Source organism: Mycobacterium sp. NGS66 (genome assembly GCF_059812225.1).
Window position 1 is genome coordinate 192724 of the sequence record NZ_JCALCG010000011.1, and the last position, 16522, is coordinate 209245.

A 16522-nucleotide genomic window follows, 5' to 3' on the forward strand; every position below is an offset into this window, starting at 1 on the left:
AATGCATTCCGCACTGCGGAAGGTGGCCGGCACGGCTTCACTGGCCACCGGCGGCTGGCTGCTGCGGGCAGTGCACGGCGTGCAGACCGAGCGGGGCGCCGACTCGGCGTCGATCCGCGCGGTCTGCGAGCAGTCGGCGAACTACCGGGACGGCGTCTTCGTCAACCTCGACCCCGCGACCCCGTTCGTCCTGGACCGCGAGCAGTTGCGGTTGATCGCGTGGGAGATGTTGGGTCCGCGCAGTGCGAGCCGACCGACAGCGCCGATCCCGCTGGCCTCACCACAGATCTATCGCGGTGATGCCGGCCCGCTTGCCGTCAGCTGGTTCGGTCATGCGACGGCGCTGGTGGAAATCGACGGGTACCGGGTGCTCACCGATCCGGTGTGGAGTGACCGCTGCTCGCCGTCGGACATCGTTGGACCGCGGCGGCTGCATCCCCCGCCGGTGCCACTGGAGGGGCTGCCAGCAGTAGACGCGGTGGTGATCAGCCATGACCACTACGACCATCTGGATCACGACACGATCGTCGCGCTCGCCCGGATGCAGCGGGCCGCATTCTTCGTGCCGCTGGGGGTCGGCGCGCATTTGCGCGCGTGGGGCATTCCCGAGCACCGCGTCGTCGAATTGGACTGGAATCAGAGCGCCAGCGTCGACGAGCTCACCCTGATTTGCCTTCCGGCACGGCACTTTTCGGGACGAACCTTCAACCGCAACAACACGTTGTGGGCGTCGTGGGCGTTCATCGGGTCCGATCACCGGGCATATTTCGGCGGCGACACCGGCTACACGAAGAGCTTCGCGGACATCGGCACCGATCATGGACCGTTCGATCTGACGTTGTTGCCGATTGGCGCGTACAACGCGGCGTGGCCGGACATCCACATGAATCCTGAGGAGGCGGTGCGGGCGCACCTGGATGTCACAAACTCGGGTTCGGGGCTGCTCGTGCCGATTCATTGGGGCACTTTCCGGCTGGCGCCGCATCCGTGGGCCGAGCCGGTCGAGCGGTTGCTGAAGGCCGCCGAGACCGCGGACGTTCAGGTGGCGGTGCCCATGCCCGGTCAGCGGATCGATCCGGCCGGACCGTTGCGCGTCAACCCGTGGTGGCGGTTATAGCCCGAGTTGGTGGCGTCTGCTCGCTAAAGTTCGGCCATGACCAAACGCGCGGCGATGGCCGCTGTCATGGTGGCACTGTTGACCCTGACGGGATGCACGTCACGAGTAGCCAATCGGCCCTACCTCACCGGACCGCCCAACGAGGTGTCGGGACTGGAAATCCCGGCCGGCCGCATCGACGACGCGATTGCCAAGGTCGACGGCCTCGTCGCCGACCTGATGAAAAGCTCGGGCATCCCGGGCATGGCGGTGGCTATCGTCCATGGTGGAAAGACGGTTTATGCCAAAGGTTTTGGTGTCAAGGACGTCAGGAACGGCAGTAGCCCGGACAATAAAGTCAACGCCGACACCGTCTTTCAATTGGCATCGATATCGAAATCGGTGGGCGCAACAGTGGTGGCGCACGAGGTAACCGACAAGGTGGTCAGCTGGGACATGCCGGTGGCATCCAAGCTGCCGTGGTTCGCGCTCAGCGATCGCTACGTCACCGATCATGTCACCGTCGCCGACCTGTACTCGCATCGCTCCGGGCTGCCAGACCACGCCGCTGACGCGCTGGAGGACATGGATTACGATCGGCGCCAATCACTGGAGCGACTACGCTACTTGCCGCTGGCACCGTTCCGAAACAGCTACGCCTACACCAACTTCGGGCTGACGGCCGCCGCTGAAGCGGTCGCGGCCGCGGCGGGCAAACCATGGGAAGAACTGTCCGACGAGGTGCTCTACCGCCCGTTGGGGATGGCGTCGACAAGCTCGCGATTCGCCGACTTCCTTGCCCGGCCCAACCACGCCGTGAACCACGTCAAGGTGGGAGACAAATGGGAGCCGCGCTTCCAGCGGGATCCCGATCCCCAGTCACCCGCGGCCGGCGTGAGCTCGTCGGTCAACGACATGGCTCGCTGGCTGACCATGGTGCTGGCCAATGGAACCTACAACGGCCAGCGGATCGCGGCGCCCGAGGCGCTGCTTCCCGCCGTTACCCCGCAGGCCGTTTCGACGCGACCGGCCTCGCCGAAGGAGCGGGCCAGTTTCTACGGTCACGGGTTCGCCGTGTCGGTGAGCTCGTCGGGCCGCACGACGTACAGCCATTCCGGCGCCTTCACCCTTGGGGAAGCGACCAACTTCGTGGTGATGCCGTCGGAGGACCTTGGCATCATCGCCCTGACCAACGCCGCACCGTATGGCATACCGGAGACGCTCACCGCGCAATTCATGGATCTGGTCCAGTACGGCCAGGTTCGGGAGGACTGGTCGGCTTTGTACAAGCAGGGCATCGCGGCGATCAACAACCCGGACGGATCGCTGGTGGGCAAGCAGCCCCCCGCCAATCCGGCACCGGCTCGACCGCTCAGCGAATACGTCGGCGTTTACGTCAACGACTACTGGGGTCCGGCGGTGGTGTCCGAACGCGACGGCGGGCTTCAGCTCTCGCTCGGGCCCAAGAACCAGACGCACCCCTTGACGCACTGGGACGGTGACACCTTCACCTTCGAGCTGGTGACCGAAAATGCCCCGACTGGAACGATTTCCAAAGCCGTGTTTGCCGATAACACGCTGAACCTCGAGTACTACGACTCCGACAAGCTGGGAACGTTCATCCGCTGATCGCCGGTCTGAGCGATGGCGAGGGCGACCGGCAGGCCGGGTTCCTATAGGAGGATGGGAAGGCAGTGCACTGAATGGTGACATCACGCTGGCGGACAACGCTTTCGGATCCACAAGGAGGTTTCGAGCTGTGAGCACTGTCCGACTAACACCGCTCGGCAGCGCCGAGTTGGTCGATCTTATCGGCATGTGCCCTGGGAACGGCGACGGTGTGCCATATCCCTTCTGGCGGACGAGGCGGGATCCGTACTGGGGAGACATCGCGCAGAAACTGCCGCCTTTTGGCGACCGATTCGACGAAGAACTCAGTCCGCTTCGGCCATGGGTGGAAACCTACGGCTGCGCCGACATCTGGGTCGAGGGTCGCGTCAAAGCTTTCACCGAAAACACTCCGGATATCCGCCTGCTTGCCCACCGCGCCGGCGAAGCAGGCTTTATCGCTGCGCAGCACCCAGCGACAGATGTGGTTGATGTATACCGTCTTTCGCCTCTCGACTTGGGGGCAGCGGTCGCTGGTATGGCCAAATTGACGCAGCCTGGCAGTCGTCCGGCGATCGTGCTCCCCGGCTTCCTCGACCATTTCATCGACAAACCCGCTGACGTGACTGATGACGAAGACGACTATGACGTCAGCATCCGCGTCAATGCCGGGTCATCCTCGCGCGCAACCATTCTCGACTACGACAACGTGATCCTTCTGGGAATCGTGCAGTCGCGTTGTGGACCTTCGGAGGTGCGCGGAGTGGACTGGGCACGGGACGCTGTGGTCTGGGTGCGGATCAGAGGTGACGGCGACTATGTCTACACCTCGGACCGCGGCCATGCGGTGCCGGTGACGGCGCGAACACTTCGTGATCGCATCGACCAGCTCATCGCCGCCGACGTAGCCGTTCTGCGACGACAGCGCGGATTGACTTAGTGGTTTCCAGACTTGGCAGCCTGCGTCTACTTGCCGAGTTTGGCCAGTGTCCGTTTCGCTTGAAGGCGTACCTCGCTGTCGTGGTCGTCAAGGTATGGTTCGATGGTTGAACGGAGTGACGCCGGCAGGTGTTTGATGACACGCAGCGAGCGCAGAATGTATGGACGGACGGAAGCGTCCTCAAGTTCACGGATGGCAATCGGGAGAGCATCGTCGGGATCTGCCCGCAGTAGCCATTCGATTACCGGTGCCCGGCCGGAGCGCAGCGAGCGGTCAATGGCGATTTCGCGCATGCGTGCGTAGTCGGAGGGCGCCGCAAGGTACTTCAGCGCCGTCCCAATTCTCGCAAGGATGACTTCGGGCGCCCGTGGTTGCAAGTAGAAACTATCGAATAGCAGCGGCACAACTTCGGTGCCCATCGCGTCAATTGTGGTTAACGACCGATATAACCCGTCACGAAAATCGTGGAGGTCGGCCGGATCGGACAGACCGCTTTTCGTCTCGGCGTTCTTCAGCCAATCGATGAGGACTGGTATCAGCGCTGGGTATCGCTGGTTCGTATTTATTAGATCGGTGATCGTCCTGAAGGGCAATCCGGCCTTCTTGGCGGCCTTTGAGATATCGTTACTAAGGCGTTGGTGAGCTTTTTGCCACGCTGGGTTCGGAGGCATTAGTTGTCTCTACTTGCCGAGTTTGGCCAGTGTCCGTTTCGCTTGAAGGCGTACCTCGCTGTCGGGGTCGTCAAGGAAAGGTTCGATGGTTGAACGCAGCGACGCCGGCAGGTGTTTGATGACTCGCAGCGAGCGCAGGATGTATGGGCGGACGGAAGCGTCCTCAAGTTCACGGATCGCAACCGGGAGAGCATCGTCGGGATCTGCCCGCAGTAGCCATTCGATTATGGGTGCGCGGCCCGAGCCCAGTGAGCGGTCGATGGCGATTTCGCGCATACGGTCATAGTCGTTGGGCGCCGCCAAATATTTGAGCGCATTTCCGATTGCGGCTAGAGTCGTGGGCGGTGCGGGAGGCCTGAGATAGAAACTGTCAAATAGCAGTGGCACCGCCTCTGTTCCCATCGCATCGATGGTTGTCAAGGACCGATAAAGGCCGTTCCGAAACCGGTGTACGTCAACGGGATCTGATAGGCCGCTCTTTTGCTCGGTATTCTTTAGCCAGTCGATAAGCACAGGGATGAGACTGGGGTATCGTTCATTGGTATTGATAAGGTCGGCATTCGTTCGGAAGGGTAACCCATTTTTCTTGGCTGTTTTCGTTATATCGGCGGAAAGGCGCTCATGTGCACGAGTCCAGTCGGGAGTAGGAGGCATCAGTTTAGCGCCATTCTGACCAGTTTAATCTGTCCACTGCTAATCAGCTGCTGCAAGGAGCTGGAGATTGTAGTACGTGTATCGATGCCCTGGTCTACAAGCTTGTCGAAATCGTTCTGGCACTCTTCGCTAGCGGTCTCGCGCCACGAAACGCTCAAGTTTCTTCCCCCGCCACGTGGAAATCGTAACCAGGCTCAGAGGATAATCGCGGCGGTTTCTCAAGGCACCGGGCGGTAGCCGGTCAGGTCGCCGTGCTGGCTTCGTCTACCATCACCCCCAAACGAGTTGCCGCAAGCGGCACACCTGGGGGAAGGACGTATATGGGTTTTCTGGACAAGGCGAAGGATCTGTTGTCGCAGAACGCCGACAAGGTCGGGACCGCGATCGACAAGGCTGGCGAGTTCGTGGACGACAAGACCAAGGGCAAGTATTCCGACACCATCCACAAGGTGCAGGAAGAGGCCAAGAAGGCCGCCGGTTCGGGTGGCCCAGGCGAGTCGGGCGATCAGCAGAACTGAGCGCATGGCCAAACTCTCTGGATCCATCGACGTACCGCTGCCGCCCGAGCAGGCCTGGAAGCACGCCTCCGATCTGTCTCGGTACAAGGACTGGCTGACCATCCACCGGCTTTGGCGCGGCAAGTTGCCCGACGTCCTGGAGAAGGGCACGGTGATCGAGTCCTACGTCGAGGTCAAGGGCATGCCCAATCGGATCAAATGGACGATTGTGCATTACAAGCCGCCGGCGGCCATGACGCTCAACGGCGACGGCGTGGGCGGCGTCAAGGTCAAGTTGATGGCCAAGGTCGCCCCCAAGGACGACGGCTCCGTCGTCAGCTTCAACGTGCACCTCGGCGGTCCGGCGTTGTTCGGCCCGATCGGCATGATCGTCGCCGCGGCGCTGCGCACCGACATTCGCGAATCGCTGGAGAACTTCGTCAGGGTTTTCGCCGGGCCCGACCCAGGTTCGAATGGCCAACGTGGCGTCATAAACTGATCTGCTCGTGCGCGTGTTTTCCGTTGTGAAGCCAGGGTTTTCGCTGTGAGTAGAGGGTGCTGATCGGCGCGATTTTCCGCCCTGTCTGCACACGCGAAGCCCAGGATTCACAGCCAAAGTCCCGGACTGCGGTGATTTTCCGGTTCGACGCCAGTCCATATCGGTGAACCCCGCTTGGGGACCCACCGACACCACGAGGAGATCATCGTGCCTGCCCGAAACCACGCGCCGCTGGGCGCCCCCTGCTGGATCGACCTGATGTCGTCGAACGTCGAGCGTGCCCAAGACTTCTACGGCAGGGTATTCGGCTGGACATTCGAGTCCGCCGGACCGGAATACGGCGGATACGTCAACGCCGCCAAAGACGGCCACCCCGTCGCCGGGCTGATGGCCAACAAGCCAGAGACTCAGGCTCCGGACGGCTGGAGCACCTACTTCCACACCGCCGACATCAACGCGACCACCTCGGCGGTGACCTCTGCCGGCGGCGCCACCTGCATGGGAGTCATGGAGGTGCCCGCCAAGGGCTTCATGGCCATGGCGACCGATCCGTCGGGAGCGATGTTCGGCTTATGGCAGCCGCTCGAGCATCTCGGCTTCGAGCTGGTCGGCGAAGCCGGCGCACCCGTCTGGCACCAGCTGACCACACGTGACTACCGAGCCGCCCTCGACTTTTACCGCACTGTCTTAGGGTGGCGAACCGAGTCCGTTTCCGACACTGACGAATTCCGTTACACCACAGCGTGGTTCGACGACCAGCAGTTACTCGGCGTGATGGACGGCGTAGGGTTCCTGCCCGAAGGCGTGCCGTCGAATTGGACGATCTACTTCGGCGCCGAGGACGTCGACAAGACGCTGCAGGTGATCGGTGATAACGGCGGTGCCGTGCTACGACCGGCCGAAGACACTCCCTACGGACGTCTCGCCAGCGCTGCCGACCCGACGGGCGCGGTGTTCAATCTCTCGTCGCTACAGAGTTAAGCGCCGGTCGCGATTCTCGGTCGTAGTCGTCGACTAACCTCGCAATCATGACTCGCCGCCTGCAGCCCGGTTGGCTGGTGGCGTTCTTCGGCTTGGTCGTCTCGGTGAGCGCTTGGCTGCCTTGGGTGACGACGTCGGAGAACGGCGGGGGCTGGGCCAACGCCATCGGCGGCGCCCACCACATGTACCTGGAGCCGGGTTTCGGTACCGGTCAGCTCATCGTGTTGCTGGCGTCGACGTTGCTGGTGGCCGGCGCGATGGTCGCCCGCGGCCTGTCCATGATCATGGCTTCGATTGCCGCAGTGGTCATTTCGCTGCTGATCGCCGTGCTCATCGCGTACTACAAAATCAACATCAATCCCAAGGTGTCGCCCCAGTACGGGCTCTACATAGGCGCGGCAGCCACCCTCTTCGCGGTGGTGTGTTCGGTTTGGTCGGTGATCGTGGCAGTGACCTCCCGTCGCGATAGACGGTGAGTTTCAGCCCGACGGGAACTCGTGCTTGCCGGAGACAGCACTGGTGTCGGGCTCGTTGACACCGAACACGAAGGGCGCGAACACGACTTCGCGGCCATCAGGGTCCCGATAAGTGACGGCGCCGGTCGCCTCCCAGTACGGGTGCTGCTCGACGGGTTCCGCGCCCGCCTGCCGCAGGCGAGCGATCGCCGCCTGTTGTGCCTCACGGTCCGGGAAATACAGGCATAGCTGTTCATGGTGGTCGACCGGGACACCGTCGTCCGCCTCCACGATTTCCATCGTCAGGTTGAAGCTGGGCAGGCCGAAGATCGCGCCGTTACTGCCGTAACTGGCCTCGAAGGTTTCGAAGAGCGGGAGGCCTACCAGCTCGCGGTAGAACCGCACCGTTTCAACGAAATTCTGCGATCGGCGCGCAAAACGGATGGCACCGATCGACGCCAACTCCCTGGGCCAGTGCGTCCTCCGGCGGGGCGGGTGCATGTTCATAGCGCCACCACACTGGCCGCCGAGTCCGCGGTATCCCAGCGCCGTAGTTCCGCGCCGGCGACCCACGCCGAATGAGTTCCGCTGGAAATGCGTTCCGGCAGTTGAAGTTTGCAAACCGGCCCGTCGCTCACCCGGGCGGCGTCGAAGACCAGGCAGTAGGACGCGTCGGCGTTCATGTCGGTGGTGAGCGTGACGAGGTAACCGTCGTCCTCCCCGGCGCTTCCCAGCCGCGGTGCCATTTGCGTCTCGCTGCCATATACACCGCCGCCAAAACCGAAGCGCTCCTGGTTTCCCGTGAGCACGTCGTGTTTCATCAACCCGTCGAACAAGAACCAGCCCGGCTTGCCGGTAGCGGCGTAAACGTAGCGGTAGCCGGCCGTCGTGTAGGCGGGGTTGATGGTGCCGAATTCGGTGATGGACTCCGACAGCTGCTCCTCTTTCGCCGTGCCGGTGACCAGGTTGAGCCGCCACCGGTGCAGACGGGTCTGCAATCGGTCCAGCGCCAAGAATCGAAAGAGCCTGTCCCACTTCGTCCCACCGGTGTCGAGTGGTTGCGGATCGCCCTCGAAGAAGCCGTCGAGCACGATTTCGTCGCCGTCTTCATACGCGTTGACGAAGTGCAACACGAACGTCGGGTCCGCCTCGAACCAGCGGATGTCGGCGGTGCCGCCGTGGCGTGGCAGCACCGCGAACCGCGACGGGAGGTCGGGATAGAAGCGCGGCAGGTGCACATCGTGCTCGAGCAGTCTCGGATCCCAGAACAGCGGGAAATCGTTGAGTATCGCGTAGTTTTCGGTGAACGCCATGTCGTGCGGCAGCCGCGGCCCGGGCAGTGGCACGTCGACATAGTTCACCAGTTCGTTGTCCTGGCTCACCACGCCGTAACGCAGGTACGGTTCTTGCTTGCTGTAGTTGAAGAACAACAGCTCGCCGGTCTTGTTGTCGACCTTCGGATGCGCCGAGACGCCCCAGTCGGTCGGGAAGCCGCCGCGCCAGGTTTCCTTGCCCAGCGTCTGGGCGGAGTACGGGTCGATCCGGTACAGGTCGCCGCACTGGTAGAAGCTGGTCAGCGCGACTCCGCGGTGCACGACCACGTCGGTGCTTGACGCGTCTTTCATCAGGGTGCGTGCGCCCCAACCCTTTTCACGTTTCGCCAGTTGGACCGGCTCGGCCAGTCCCGGCCACAGCGCTGCACCCGCCTCGTTTTCTGCCAGAAAGCCGTCGGTCTGGATGAAACGATTGCGGTAGAAGGCTTTTCCGTCGCGGAAGCCGACGACATGCAGCATGCCGTCGCCGTCGAACGGATGGTAGGTCTGCAACGACGGATGCAGCGGGTTCTCGGTGTTGCGCAGGTAGATGCCGTCCAAGTCGTGGGGGATTTCTCCGTCGACGGCGGTCAGGTCGTCGGCGTCCCACTCGCTGGTCTGGGGCCGCCAGGGACCGGTGCGATACGGATGGTCGTCGTCCTCGGGCAGCGTCGACAGATACTTGCCGACCAGCTCAACATCCATCTCATGGTCCTCTGCTGACGACGAAACTGACGGTCGTGGCGGTGCTGCCACCGAAGTTCAAGGTGCCGAACGTTCTTGCGCCCTCGACCTGATAATCGCCGGCCATCCCGCTGACTTGTTTTGCCGCATCGAGCAACATTCGCACACCCGAAGCGCCAACCGGGTGACCGCCGCCGATCAGTCCGCCGCTGGGGTTGATCGGCAACCGGCCACCGATCTCTATCTCGCCGTTTTCGATGGCCTTCCACGATTCTCCGGGACCGGTCAGCCCGATGTGGTCGATAGCGAGGTACTCACTCGGGGTGAAGCAGTCGTGAACCTCGAACCCGTCGACGTCGTCGAGCGCAACCTGCGCGCGGCGCAGGGCGTCGAGCACCGCGGCGCGCACGTGCGGCATCACGTAAGGGTCGTCAGCGGACCGCTCCAGTTTTTGCCGCAGGCCCAGCCCGACGGTGCGATGCCCCCAGCCCTCGATGCGTCCAAGCGGGCGCGCATCGGGATGATCGCGCAGGTAGGCGTCGTTGACCAGGACTATTCCGGCTCCGCCGTCGGTCATCTGGCTGCAGTCGAACCGGCGCAACCGGCCTTCGGTGATCGGGTTGGTCGCGTCATCGTCGGTGATGGGATCGGGGATCGTCCACTCGCGGGTCTGCGCGTTGGGATTGCGCCGTGCGTTGGCGAAGTTGAGCTGCGCGATAGCCCGCAGGTGGGTGTCGTCCAGGCCGTAGCGGCGGTCGTATTCGTCGGCGACCGCAGCGAACATCGAGGGCCACAGGTAGCGGGCGTCGGCGCCCTCATGCCCGGTCCATGCGGCGGCACCCAGATACTGGGCTCCGGTGTCGCCGTGCACCGTCTTTTCCAGTTCGATGCCGACGACCAGCGCGCTGTCGTATGCGCCCGACCGCAAGTCCGCCATGGCGGCCAGCGCCGCGACGCTGCCCGACGCGCATGCGGCTTCATGCCGCGCGGCCGGGGTGTCCCACAGCTCGTCACAGACGGTGGCCGGCATCGCCCCTAGGTGACCCTGGCCGGCAAACATCTCACCGAACGCGTTGCCGACGTGGACCACTCCGATATCGGCGGCCTCCACCCGGGCGAAGTCCAGCGTGCGTTCGACCACTTCTGTGGTCAAAGCCGCGAAGTCGCGATTCTCTTTGGTGAGGTTGCGGGCGAAGTCGCTCTGGTAGCCAGCGAGGATCCACACCGGCGCCGAGCCCGTCCAGCCTTCCATATGCGACAACGGTACAACAGATCGGACGTTGGAAGATCGGATCCGTCGAAAGCTAGTGGCGGCCCCGTCGGCTCTCGGGCTGAACCGACGGGACCTAGAGGGACGCATCAGCCGGCTAACGCGTCAGCCTCCCAGGGGGCATTACCAGCCACAGCCATTGACAAACATGTCCATCCGGTTCGCGCGTGCACCGGAGAAACTCCCTACGACTTGATCGCCAGCCGGCCGCAGCGGCCAGCGCGAACCGACGCGTAGTAGCTGTAGCGATGAAAACCGTTCGTGCCCAAGACTTTTGCCCGTAGGTGGCTGTATGGCTGCTCTTATTGGACACGAGTACCATAATGCCCTCGCTCACGCAGAGCCCGTCGAGGCGGGTCCGCGAGCCGCCGCGGCGCTGATTGCCCGCGTCGCAACGATTTTCACCTGACTTCCCGCGCCCGCTGGTGGTGTGACGTCAGTGCCACGCGCGACGGGCGACGCGATGGAAGTTGCCGCCGAGCACGGCGCCGATGTCGGTGTCGGCCCACCCGCGGCTGCTGAGGTGGTCGGCGAGCGTCAGCAGCGTTTCCGGCGGCATCCACTGGATCGGCCCCCAACGGGTATAGCTGTCGTCGAACAGTTGGGGATTGCGCATGAGCTCGTCGACGAAGTCGGCGTAGTCGAACGAGAAGTCCGAACTGATGCCGACATGGTCGATACCGACAAGGTCGACGGCATATTCGAGGTGCCGTGTCATCGCGTCGAGGCTGGGGGTGTTGGGTCCGAGGAAGATGCCGACGCCGGTGATTCCGATGACTCCGCCGGTGTCTGCGCAGGCGCGGGCCTGGTCGTCGGTGATGTTGCGCGGGTGGTCCCATACCGAGCGCATGCACGAGTGACTGTATATGACTGGACCGGTTGAGGTTTCGCAGATGTCGAGGCCGGTGCGGGCACTGCAGTGCGATCCGTCCGGGACGATCCCGACCCTGTTCATCTCGGCGACGATCGCACGGCCCCACGCGGTGAGACCGCCATCGTCGGTATCGAGACACCCGCTGCCGGCGCGATTGGCGTGGTTGTAGGTCGGCAGCAGGGTACGCACGCCGAGCCGGGCCAAGGTGGCCAGGTTGTCGAGGTCGTCGTCGAGGGGACGGGAGTCTTCCAGGTCGAATACCACCGCGATGCGCCCGGCAGCCGCGATGGTTGCGACGTCGTCGATTTCGGCCGCCAACTCTAGATGCGGGTGTGCATCGATGGCGGCGCGAAAGTGCCGCAGCAGCGTCATCGTGTCGTTGAAGGTGTGTGGCGAATACCCGACATTGACTGATACGAATGCGCCGTCCCGACGCTGATAGCGGGTCAGCGGGTCGACATCTGTATCGGGCTGCAACGGCAGGCAGGCATGCTGATCCCAGAGGAGCGAGCTCACGAATATCGATAGTGCATGATGGCGGGAAGCAATCGGTGTGAGGACGTTCTCAATGCCAGATCAGGTGACCAAACCAGACAAGCATCCGTCGGATCTCCTGGTGATAATGCCGCTCAAGGACTGGACGTGCGCGTCCTGTGCGGGCACTGGCAACTTCCTGAAGATGGAAGACCGCGGCCCGCTCTGCGTGGATTGTGCGGACCTTGGCCATCTCGTCTTCCTGCCATCCGGCGATGCAGCCCTGACCAGGCGTGCGAAGGCAAACAGCAAGCTTTCGGCAGTCGTTGTGCGTTGGAGTCGTAGCCGCAGGCGTTATGAGCGGCAGGGGATCCTGGTCGAAGCGGAGGCCCTCGAGCGGGCGGAGGAACAGTGCCTCTCCGATGCCGAGGCCCGCGCACGCCACCGCGAGCGGGATAGAGTGCGCCGGGAATCGGAAGACGCGAAGTTCCAGGACGAGTTCGCCGCCGCAATTGGCAAGCTGTTTCCCGGTTGTCCCGCGGCCAGGGCGGAGGCGATTGCCCGGTATGCCGCAATGCGCGGCAGCGGCCGCATCGGGCGCAGCGCGGCCGGCCGGGCGCTCGACCCGGATGCGGTTCACCTCGCCGTTGTGGCATCTGTTCGGCACGTCGACACGGCTTACGACGAGTTGTTGATGTCGGGCGTCGACCGGGACGAGGCTCGGGACCGGGTGCGCGATCGCGTCGACGACGTATTGAGAGCTTGGAGTGTCGCCGCGCCTGGCAGGTGACGCCGAAGTTGATTCTGCGGTTATGGCGCGACGCACTCGCACTTTTCAGCCGTGGACGCAGAGCCAACGGCAAAAATTTTGGGAGCAGTGCAGCCCCGCGATATCACCCGCCGGGCAATGCGTCGAGGTGCGCACTTCGCTGGTCCCCGACGGCGTCGTCCAGCTGCTCGTGTCGTCGTCGCCCACAGACCCAAGTTAATGCTCGTCGGAGCGGCCGCAGTTGCGGCTGTCTGCCGGCTTCACGAGCTACTCAGCGCTGTTCGTTCGGTGAGCGAGCCAGGCGGCTGCGCGTTGGGATGCTCTCCAATAGCGTTCGGGTACGGTCACGAGGCGGGTCGCGATCTCTTGCGGGTCAACAAGATCGGCAGCGATCAGTGCGTCGACGAAGTTCTGGTCCTTCTCTCGCAGGGCACACAGCTTCGCGACACACAGGTCTTCCTTGTCGAGGCACCATCCGATGAAATGAGGTTCGCCCGATGGGGCGGCGGTGTTCTCGTTCTGGACCTCACCAGTCGATCGCGCCATCCGTCGGGCAGTGCCGAGGTCTGCAGGTCCACGCCGTCGATACTGAAACCGTGAAGCTGCTCAAACGGGGAGAACTCGCCCGCTGCTCCCTCGAGTTCATCTGCAAGACGGGCGATTTCACCCGTGTCGTCGGTGATCGGCAGGACGTCGACTTCCACCGACCTGGTGGCGTAGAAGGGCAGCTGATCTTCGGTGTAGGTGCCGAGGATCGCTTGGGAGCCCACGATGATGACTTCTGTCAGGCCGGTGATTTGACAGGCAGTCCGGATAGCGTGCTCGAGCTGGTCGCGCCGCATCAGCGCACCGTGCGTAGGATGCGGATGCGCTCCTCATCGGGGAGCAGTCCGCCCAGTGGTGAGACTTCGCGCATCTCGATGCAATCGCGGCCGAGTCCAGTGAGGACGCGGTGAAGGCCGGGTACGTCGCCGTCTCTCACGAGCGATTCCCAGCGGTCGAGGTTTCTCATGTGTGGCTGGCCGGTGACGCCGGACCTCAATCGTCGTAGGTTGCGCTCGATCGTGGGTTGCCACTGGATGAGAGTCGACCGCGTCAGGTGTCTGGCCAGCTCGCGGTGCAGTTTCCACGAGAGGCGTTCCGAACGTGTCAGCTTGGGAGTGACTGGCTGGCGGGTGATTTCGAGTCGATACCCCATGCAGGAGAGCAGTCGGTCGAGCTGCTCATCGCTGAGTTCAACCTTGTCGGAGAGGAACTGGCTGATGCTGGGCTGGTGCACACCGCTGAGCCGAGACAACTCGGACTGGGTGGTGCCTGTTTGGTGCATCACCGTCCGCAAGACGTCACTCCGACCGCTCACCGCCCAACTATAGCACTCTCTACTATAGGTGGACTCCGGGCCGTTTTTGTGCACGCGCTGCACGATGAGTCCCGCGCGTTCACGGCGGTCGCGGTTTCACCCTTGCCGAGGGTGTCGGCGCCGTTAGCTGAGTTCACCTGGCGCCACGCACGCACAGTCACCGCCGCGCGAGGCCAAGACGATGGAAACGAGACCGAAGTTGCCCGGGTGCTTGACGACCTGCTCGCACGCGCTCAGCCCGGGCCGGTCGATCCCTCCACTGACCGTGTTGCTGCCCGAGGTCGACGACCAACCGGAAGATGAGCCGCTGGCCGCGGTGATCCACACTCCAGAGCCAATACGTCCTTAAGGTGGCGTGTTGGTGCCGCGGCCCGTCGTGGCAGGCAGGGAAGTGACTAGCGGCGGTAAATGTGCTCGCGGTGTTCGATGCGGCCGATGTAGAGCACTCGGTCGTCCTCGAGCGCGCGGAACGTGACGCGATAATCGCCGCGGCGCGCCACGCGCCACCCTTCGAACTCGAATCGCAGCGGCTTGGACAACCGGTACGGTTCGGCGGGCAACGTGGTGGTGACGAATTCGGCGATGGCGCTGGCGACTTTGTGTGGCAGCCGGCTTAGGGCGCGCGCCGCCGATGGTGACAGCTGAACAGACCACGATGGATTCGGTTGGCTCACTTCAGGCCGTAGCGTCGGCGAATTTCCTCGCCGCTGACGATGTTACCGGCGGCGTAGTCGGCGTCGGCCTGGGCGAGCTCGTCGGCTACACCCGGAGTTCGAAGAGCGTGCAGCGTCTCGTTGAGCGAGTCAAGATCGTCGGCGGACATGAGGACCGCTGCCACGCGGCCGTGCCGGGTGATCTGAATGATTTCGTGGGTCGTGTCCGCTTCGTCAACGAGCGCGGAAAGCTTGTCTTTGGCTTCAGTGAGCGGTACAGACTTCATGGGCATGAATATAGCCCGTTTTCTGACCAGGAACTAGCCAGCTTTATAGCTGATACTAGCGATCGAGAGGTGGATGGCCGGCGGCCCGTGTCCAGTGCCCAGCCCGCAGCGCCCCAGCAGTGCCCCAGCAGTGCCCCAGCAGTGCCCCTGTCAAGCATCAGCCGAGGCAATACACCCCAGCAGTGCCCCCGGCAGTGTCTGGTTTCACGACGCTCATTATCACCGCCGTCGTGCTGGAGGGACGCAGCAAAACCGAGGTAGCCCGTGATTACGACGTCTCGCGCTACTGGGTCCAGCAACTGGTCACCCGCTACCACGCCGAGGGCGCCGCGGCCTTTGAACCCCGCTCGCGTCGGCCCCACCACAACCCCCGCGGCGTGGACACCGGACTCGAAGACAAGATCGTGCGGCTGCGCAAATCCTTGACAAAACAGGGCTACGACGCTGGCGCAGCCACCATCGCCGCACACCTGGCGCGTGACCCTGACGTGCCCAAAGTGCCCGCAATATCAACGATTTGGCGCATCCTAACCCGGCGAGGATTTGTGCTGCCCCAACCGCACAAACGGCCTCGCTCGGCCTGGAAACGCTTCACTGCCGCCCAACCCAACGAACTGTGGCAAGCCGACGTCACCCACTGGCAGCTCGCCGACAACACCCCGGCGGAAATCCTCAACCTCCTCGACGACCACTCCCGGGTCGCCCCGGCCAGCCTGGCCCGGCCCACCATCACCGGCCCCGACGTCACTGACACCTTCACCAGCGCATTCGCCCATTGGGGCACACCGGCGGCCGTGTTGAACGACAACGGCGCCATCTTCACCGCCACACCACGGCGCGGTGGACGCAGCGCCCTGCAAGTCCTGCTCGGCACCCTCGGCGTCAAGCACCTGACCAGCAGGCCCTACCATCCACAAACCTGCGGCAAAATCGAGCGCTTCCACCAAACCCTCAAAAAATACCTCCGCGCCCAACCCCCAGCAGCCACCATCGACCAGCTACAGCACCAACTCGACGAATTCCTGGTCTACTACAACACCGTGCGACCCCACCGAGCGTTGCACCGCCATACCCCCCATCCAGGCATTCACCGCCCGCCCCAAGGCTTTTCCCAGCGGCTACCAGATCCCACCGCATTTCCGGGTGCGCCACGACCGCATCGACGCGGCCGGAGTGATCACCCTGCGCTACAACAGCCGCCTGCACCACATCGGCCTGTCCAAACACCTACGAGGCAACAGAGTCATCGTGCTGATCAATGACCTCGACATCCGCGTCCTCGACCAACGCACGGGCACCCTGATCCGCAAACTCACACTCGACCCCACCCGCGACTACCAACCCCGCGGCGTCAAACCCGGAAACTCCCCCGAAAACAAACCTGAGGTGTAAACCATGTCTCGGGACACCTGTCAACGATGTCCCGAGACATGACTG

The 16522-nt window shown here is 63.4% G+C and carries 19 protein-coding genes and 1 pseudogene; 10 read left to right on the forward strand and 10 right to left on the reverse strand.

What is annotated here, in order from left to right; genetic code table 11:
* Position 1 precedes the first annotated feature (1 nt).
* From AC5Y2L_RS20005 to AC5Y2L_RS20015, 3 genes are all read left to right on the forward strand, one after another.
* A complete protein-coding gene (locus tag AC5Y2L_RS20005; protein WP_499937210.1) occupies positions 2-1117 on the forward strand; it encodes an MBL fold metallo-hydrolase in 1116 nt (371 codons plus the stop codon).
* Between the two features lie 36 nt (positions 1118-1153).
* Entirely contained in the window at positions 1154-2725 is a 1572-nt protein-coding gene (locus tag AC5Y2L_RS20010; protein ID WP_499937208.1) for a serine hydrolase, read from the forward strand.
* Positions 2726-2855: 130 nt separating this feature from the next.
* Positions 2856-3644, forward strand: a complete 789-nt coding sequence (locus AC5Y2L_RS20015; protein WP_499937206.1) for a hypothetical protein — start codon at positions 2856-2858, stop codon at positions 3642-3644.
* A 26-nt stretch (positions 3645-3670) separates the two neighbouring features.
* On the opposite strand, the gene AC5Y2L_RS20020 is transcribed toward AC5Y2L_RS20015, so the two are convergent.
* Positions 3671-4315, reverse strand: a complete 645-nt coding sequence (locus tag AC5Y2L_RS20020; RefSeq protein ID WP_499937204.1) for a hypothetical protein — start codon at positions 4313-4315, stop codon at positions 3671-3673.
* A gap of 9 nt (positions 4316-4324) precedes the next feature.
* Entirely contained in the window at positions 4325-4735 is a 411-nt protein-coding gene (locus AC5Y2L_RS20025) for a HEAT repeat domain-containing protein (protein WP_499937203.1), read from the reverse strand.
* Positions 4736-5289: 554 nt separating this feature from the next.
* Between AC5Y2L_RS20025 and AC5Y2L_RS20030 the strand changes: the two genes are divergently transcribed.
* The 4 genes from AC5Y2L_RS20030 (at position 5290) to AC5Y2L_RS20045 (ending at position 7422) form a co-directional block, all read left to right on the forward strand.
* On the forward strand, positions 5290-5487 hold the full coding sequence (locus AC5Y2L_RS20030) for an antitoxin (protein WP_499937201.1): 198 nt from the start codon (positions 5290-5292) through the stop codon (positions 5485-5487).
* A 4-nt stretch (positions 5488-5491) separates the two neighbouring features.
* Positions 5492-5965 carry a type II toxin-antitoxin system Rv0910 family toxin gene (locus tag AC5Y2L_RS20035; RefSeq protein WP_499937199.1) on the forward strand — a complete coding sequence of 158 codons (474 nt, stop codon included), beginning with the start codon at positions 5492-5494 and terminating at the stop codon, positions 5963-5965.
* 207 nt (positions 5966-6172) lie between these two features.
* On the forward strand, positions 6173-6946 hold the full coding sequence (locus AC5Y2L_RS20040; protein WP_499937197.1) for a VOC family protein: 774 nt from the start codon (positions 6173-6175) through the stop codon (positions 6944-6946).
* A 47-nt stretch (positions 6947-6993) separates the two neighbouring features.
* Positions 6994-7422: a hypothetical protein gene (locus AC5Y2L_RS20045; protein ID WP_499937196.1), complete on the forward strand. Its 429-nt coding sequence runs from the start codon at positions 6994-6996 to the stop codon at positions 7420-7422.
* Between the two features lie 3 nt (positions 7423-7425).
* Here the strand turns inward: AC5Y2L_RS20045 and AC5Y2L_RS20050 are convergent, their stop codons facing one another.
* The 4 genes from AC5Y2L_RS20050 to AC5Y2L_RS20065 all read right to left on the reverse strand — a co-directional run bounded on the left by AC5Y2L_RS20050 (position 7426) and on the right by AC5Y2L_RS20065 (position 12058).
* Positions 7426-7908 (reverse strand): VOC family protein, encoded by a 483-nt coding sequence (locus AC5Y2L_RS20050; protein ID WP_499937194.1) that lies wholly within the window; start codon positions 7906-7908, stop codon positions 7426-7428.
* Complete coding sequence (locus AC5Y2L_RS20055; protein WP_499937192.1) at positions 7905-9419, reverse strand: carotenoid oxygenase family protein; 1515 nt, start codon at positions 9417-9419, stop codon at positions 7905-7907. Before AC5Y2L_RS20055 ends, AC5Y2L_RS20050 begins: the two co-directional genes overlap by 4 nt.
* A gap of 1 nt (position 9420) precedes the next feature.
* Entirely contained in the window at positions 9421-10650 is a 1230-nt protein-coding gene (locus tag AC5Y2L_RS20060; RefSeq protein ID WP_499937191.1) for an acetyl-CoA acetyltransferase, read from the reverse strand.
* Positions 10651-11104: 454 nt separating this feature from the next.
* Complete coding sequence (locus AC5Y2L_RS20065; RefSeq protein WP_499937190.1) at positions 11105-12058, reverse strand: dipeptidase; 954 nt, start codon at positions 12056-12058, stop codon at positions 11105-11107.
* A 91-nt stretch (positions 12059-12149) separates the two neighbouring features.
* Between AC5Y2L_RS20065 and AC5Y2L_RS20070 the strand changes: the two are divergent.
* A pseudogene (locus tag AC5Y2L_RS20070) lies at positions 12150-12806 on the forward strand (DUF2293 domain-containing protein); the annotation flags it as partial.
* A 371-nt stretch (positions 12807-13177) separates the two neighbouring features.
* On the opposite strand, the gene AC5Y2L_RS20075 reads toward AC5Y2L_RS20070, so the two are convergent.
* From AC5Y2L_RS20075 to AC5Y2L_RS20090, 4 genes are all read right to left on the reverse strand, one after another.
* Positions 13178-13627 (reverse strand): hypothetical protein, encoded by a 450-nt coding sequence (locus AC5Y2L_RS20075; RefSeq protein WP_499937188.1) that lies wholly within the window; start codon positions 13625-13627, stop codon positions 13178-13180.
* Positions 13627-14145, reverse strand: coding sequence for a helix-turn-helix domain-containing protein (locus AC5Y2L_RS20080; protein ID WP_499937186.1), 519 nt, complete (start codon positions 14143-14145; stop codon positions 13627-13629). The genes AC5Y2L_RS20075 and AC5Y2L_RS20080 overlap by 1 nt, the downstream gene beginning before the upstream one ends.
* A gap of 395 nt (positions 14146-14540) precedes the next feature.
* A complete protein-coding gene (locus AC5Y2L_RS20085; RefSeq protein ID WP_499937184.1) occupies positions 14541-14819 on the reverse strand; it encodes a type II toxin-antitoxin system RelE family toxin in 279 nt (92 codons plus the stop codon).
* Positions 14816-15085 (reverse strand): type II toxin-antitoxin system Phd/YefM family antitoxin, encoded by a 270-nt coding sequence (locus tag AC5Y2L_RS20090; RefSeq protein WP_499937182.1) that lies wholly within the window; start codon positions 15083-15085, stop codon positions 14816-14818. The genes AC5Y2L_RS20085 and AC5Y2L_RS20090 overlap by 4 nt, the downstream gene beginning before the upstream one ends.
* Positions 15086-15267: 182 nt before the next feature.
* Between AC5Y2L_RS20090 and AC5Y2L_RS20095 the strand changes: the two genes are divergently transcribed.
* Both AC5Y2L_RS20095 and AC5Y2L_RS20100 read left to right on the forward strand, forming a co-directional pair.
* A complete protein-coding gene (locus AC5Y2L_RS20095; protein WP_499937180.1) occupies positions 15268-16347 on the forward strand; it encodes an IS481 family transposase in 1080 nt (359 codons plus the stop codon).
* The gene (locus tag AC5Y2L_RS20100; RefSeq protein ID WP_499937179.1) at positions 16334-16477 is read left to right on the forward strand and encodes a hypothetical protein; all 144 of its coding nucleotides are present in this window, start codon (positions 16334-16336) and stop codon (positions 16475-16477) included. Before AC5Y2L_RS20095 ends, AC5Y2L_RS20100 begins: the two co-directional genes overlap by 14 nt.
* The last annotated feature ends 45 nt before the right edge of the window (positions 16478-16522 follow it).

Coding starts and splice junctions, on each gene's coding strand:
- AC5Y2L_RS20005 (WP_499937210.1), top strand. CDS start 2: ATGCATTCCGCACTGCGGAAGGTGGCCGGCACGGCTTCACTGGCCACC.
- AC5Y2L_RS20010 (WP_499937208.1), top strand. CDS start 1,154: ATGACCAAACGCGCGGCGATGGCCGCTGTCATGGTGGCACTGTTGACC.
- AC5Y2L_RS20020 (WP_499937204.1), bottom strand. CDS start 4,315: ATGCCTCCGAACCCAGCGTGGCAAAAAGCTCACCAACGCCTTAGTAAC.
- AC5Y2L_RS20030 (WP_499937201.1), top strand. CDS start 5,290: ATGGGTTTTCTGGACAAGGCGAAGGATCTGTTGTCGCAGAACGCCGAC.
- AC5Y2L_RS20035 (WP_499937199.1), top strand. CDS start 5,492: ATGGCCAAACTCTCTGGATCCATCGACGTACCGCTGCCGCCCGAGCAG.
- AC5Y2L_RS20045 (WP_499937196.1), top strand. CDS start 6,994: ATGACTCGCCGCCTGCAGCCCGGTTGGCTGGTGGCGTTCTTCGGCTTG.
- AC5Y2L_RS20050 (WP_499937194.1), bottom strand. CDS start 7,908: ATGAACATGCACCCGCCCCGCCGGAGGACGCACTGGCCCAGGGAGTTG.
- AC5Y2L_RS20055 (WP_499937192.1), bottom strand. CDS start 9,419: ATGGATGTTGAGCTGGTCGGCAAGTATCTGTCGACGCTGCCCGAGGAC.
- AC5Y2L_RS20060 (WP_499937191.1), bottom strand. CDS start 10,650: ATGGAAGGCTGGACGGGCTCGGCGCCGGTGTGGATCCTCGCTGGCTAC.
- AC5Y2L_RS20075 (WP_499937188.1), bottom strand. CDS start 13,627: ATGCGGCGCGACCAGCTCGAGCACGCTATCCGGACTGCCTGTCAAATC.
- AC5Y2L_RS20090 (WP_499937182.1), bottom strand. CDS start 15,085: ATGAAGTCTGTACCGCTCACTGAAGCCAAAGACAAGCTTTCCGCGCTC.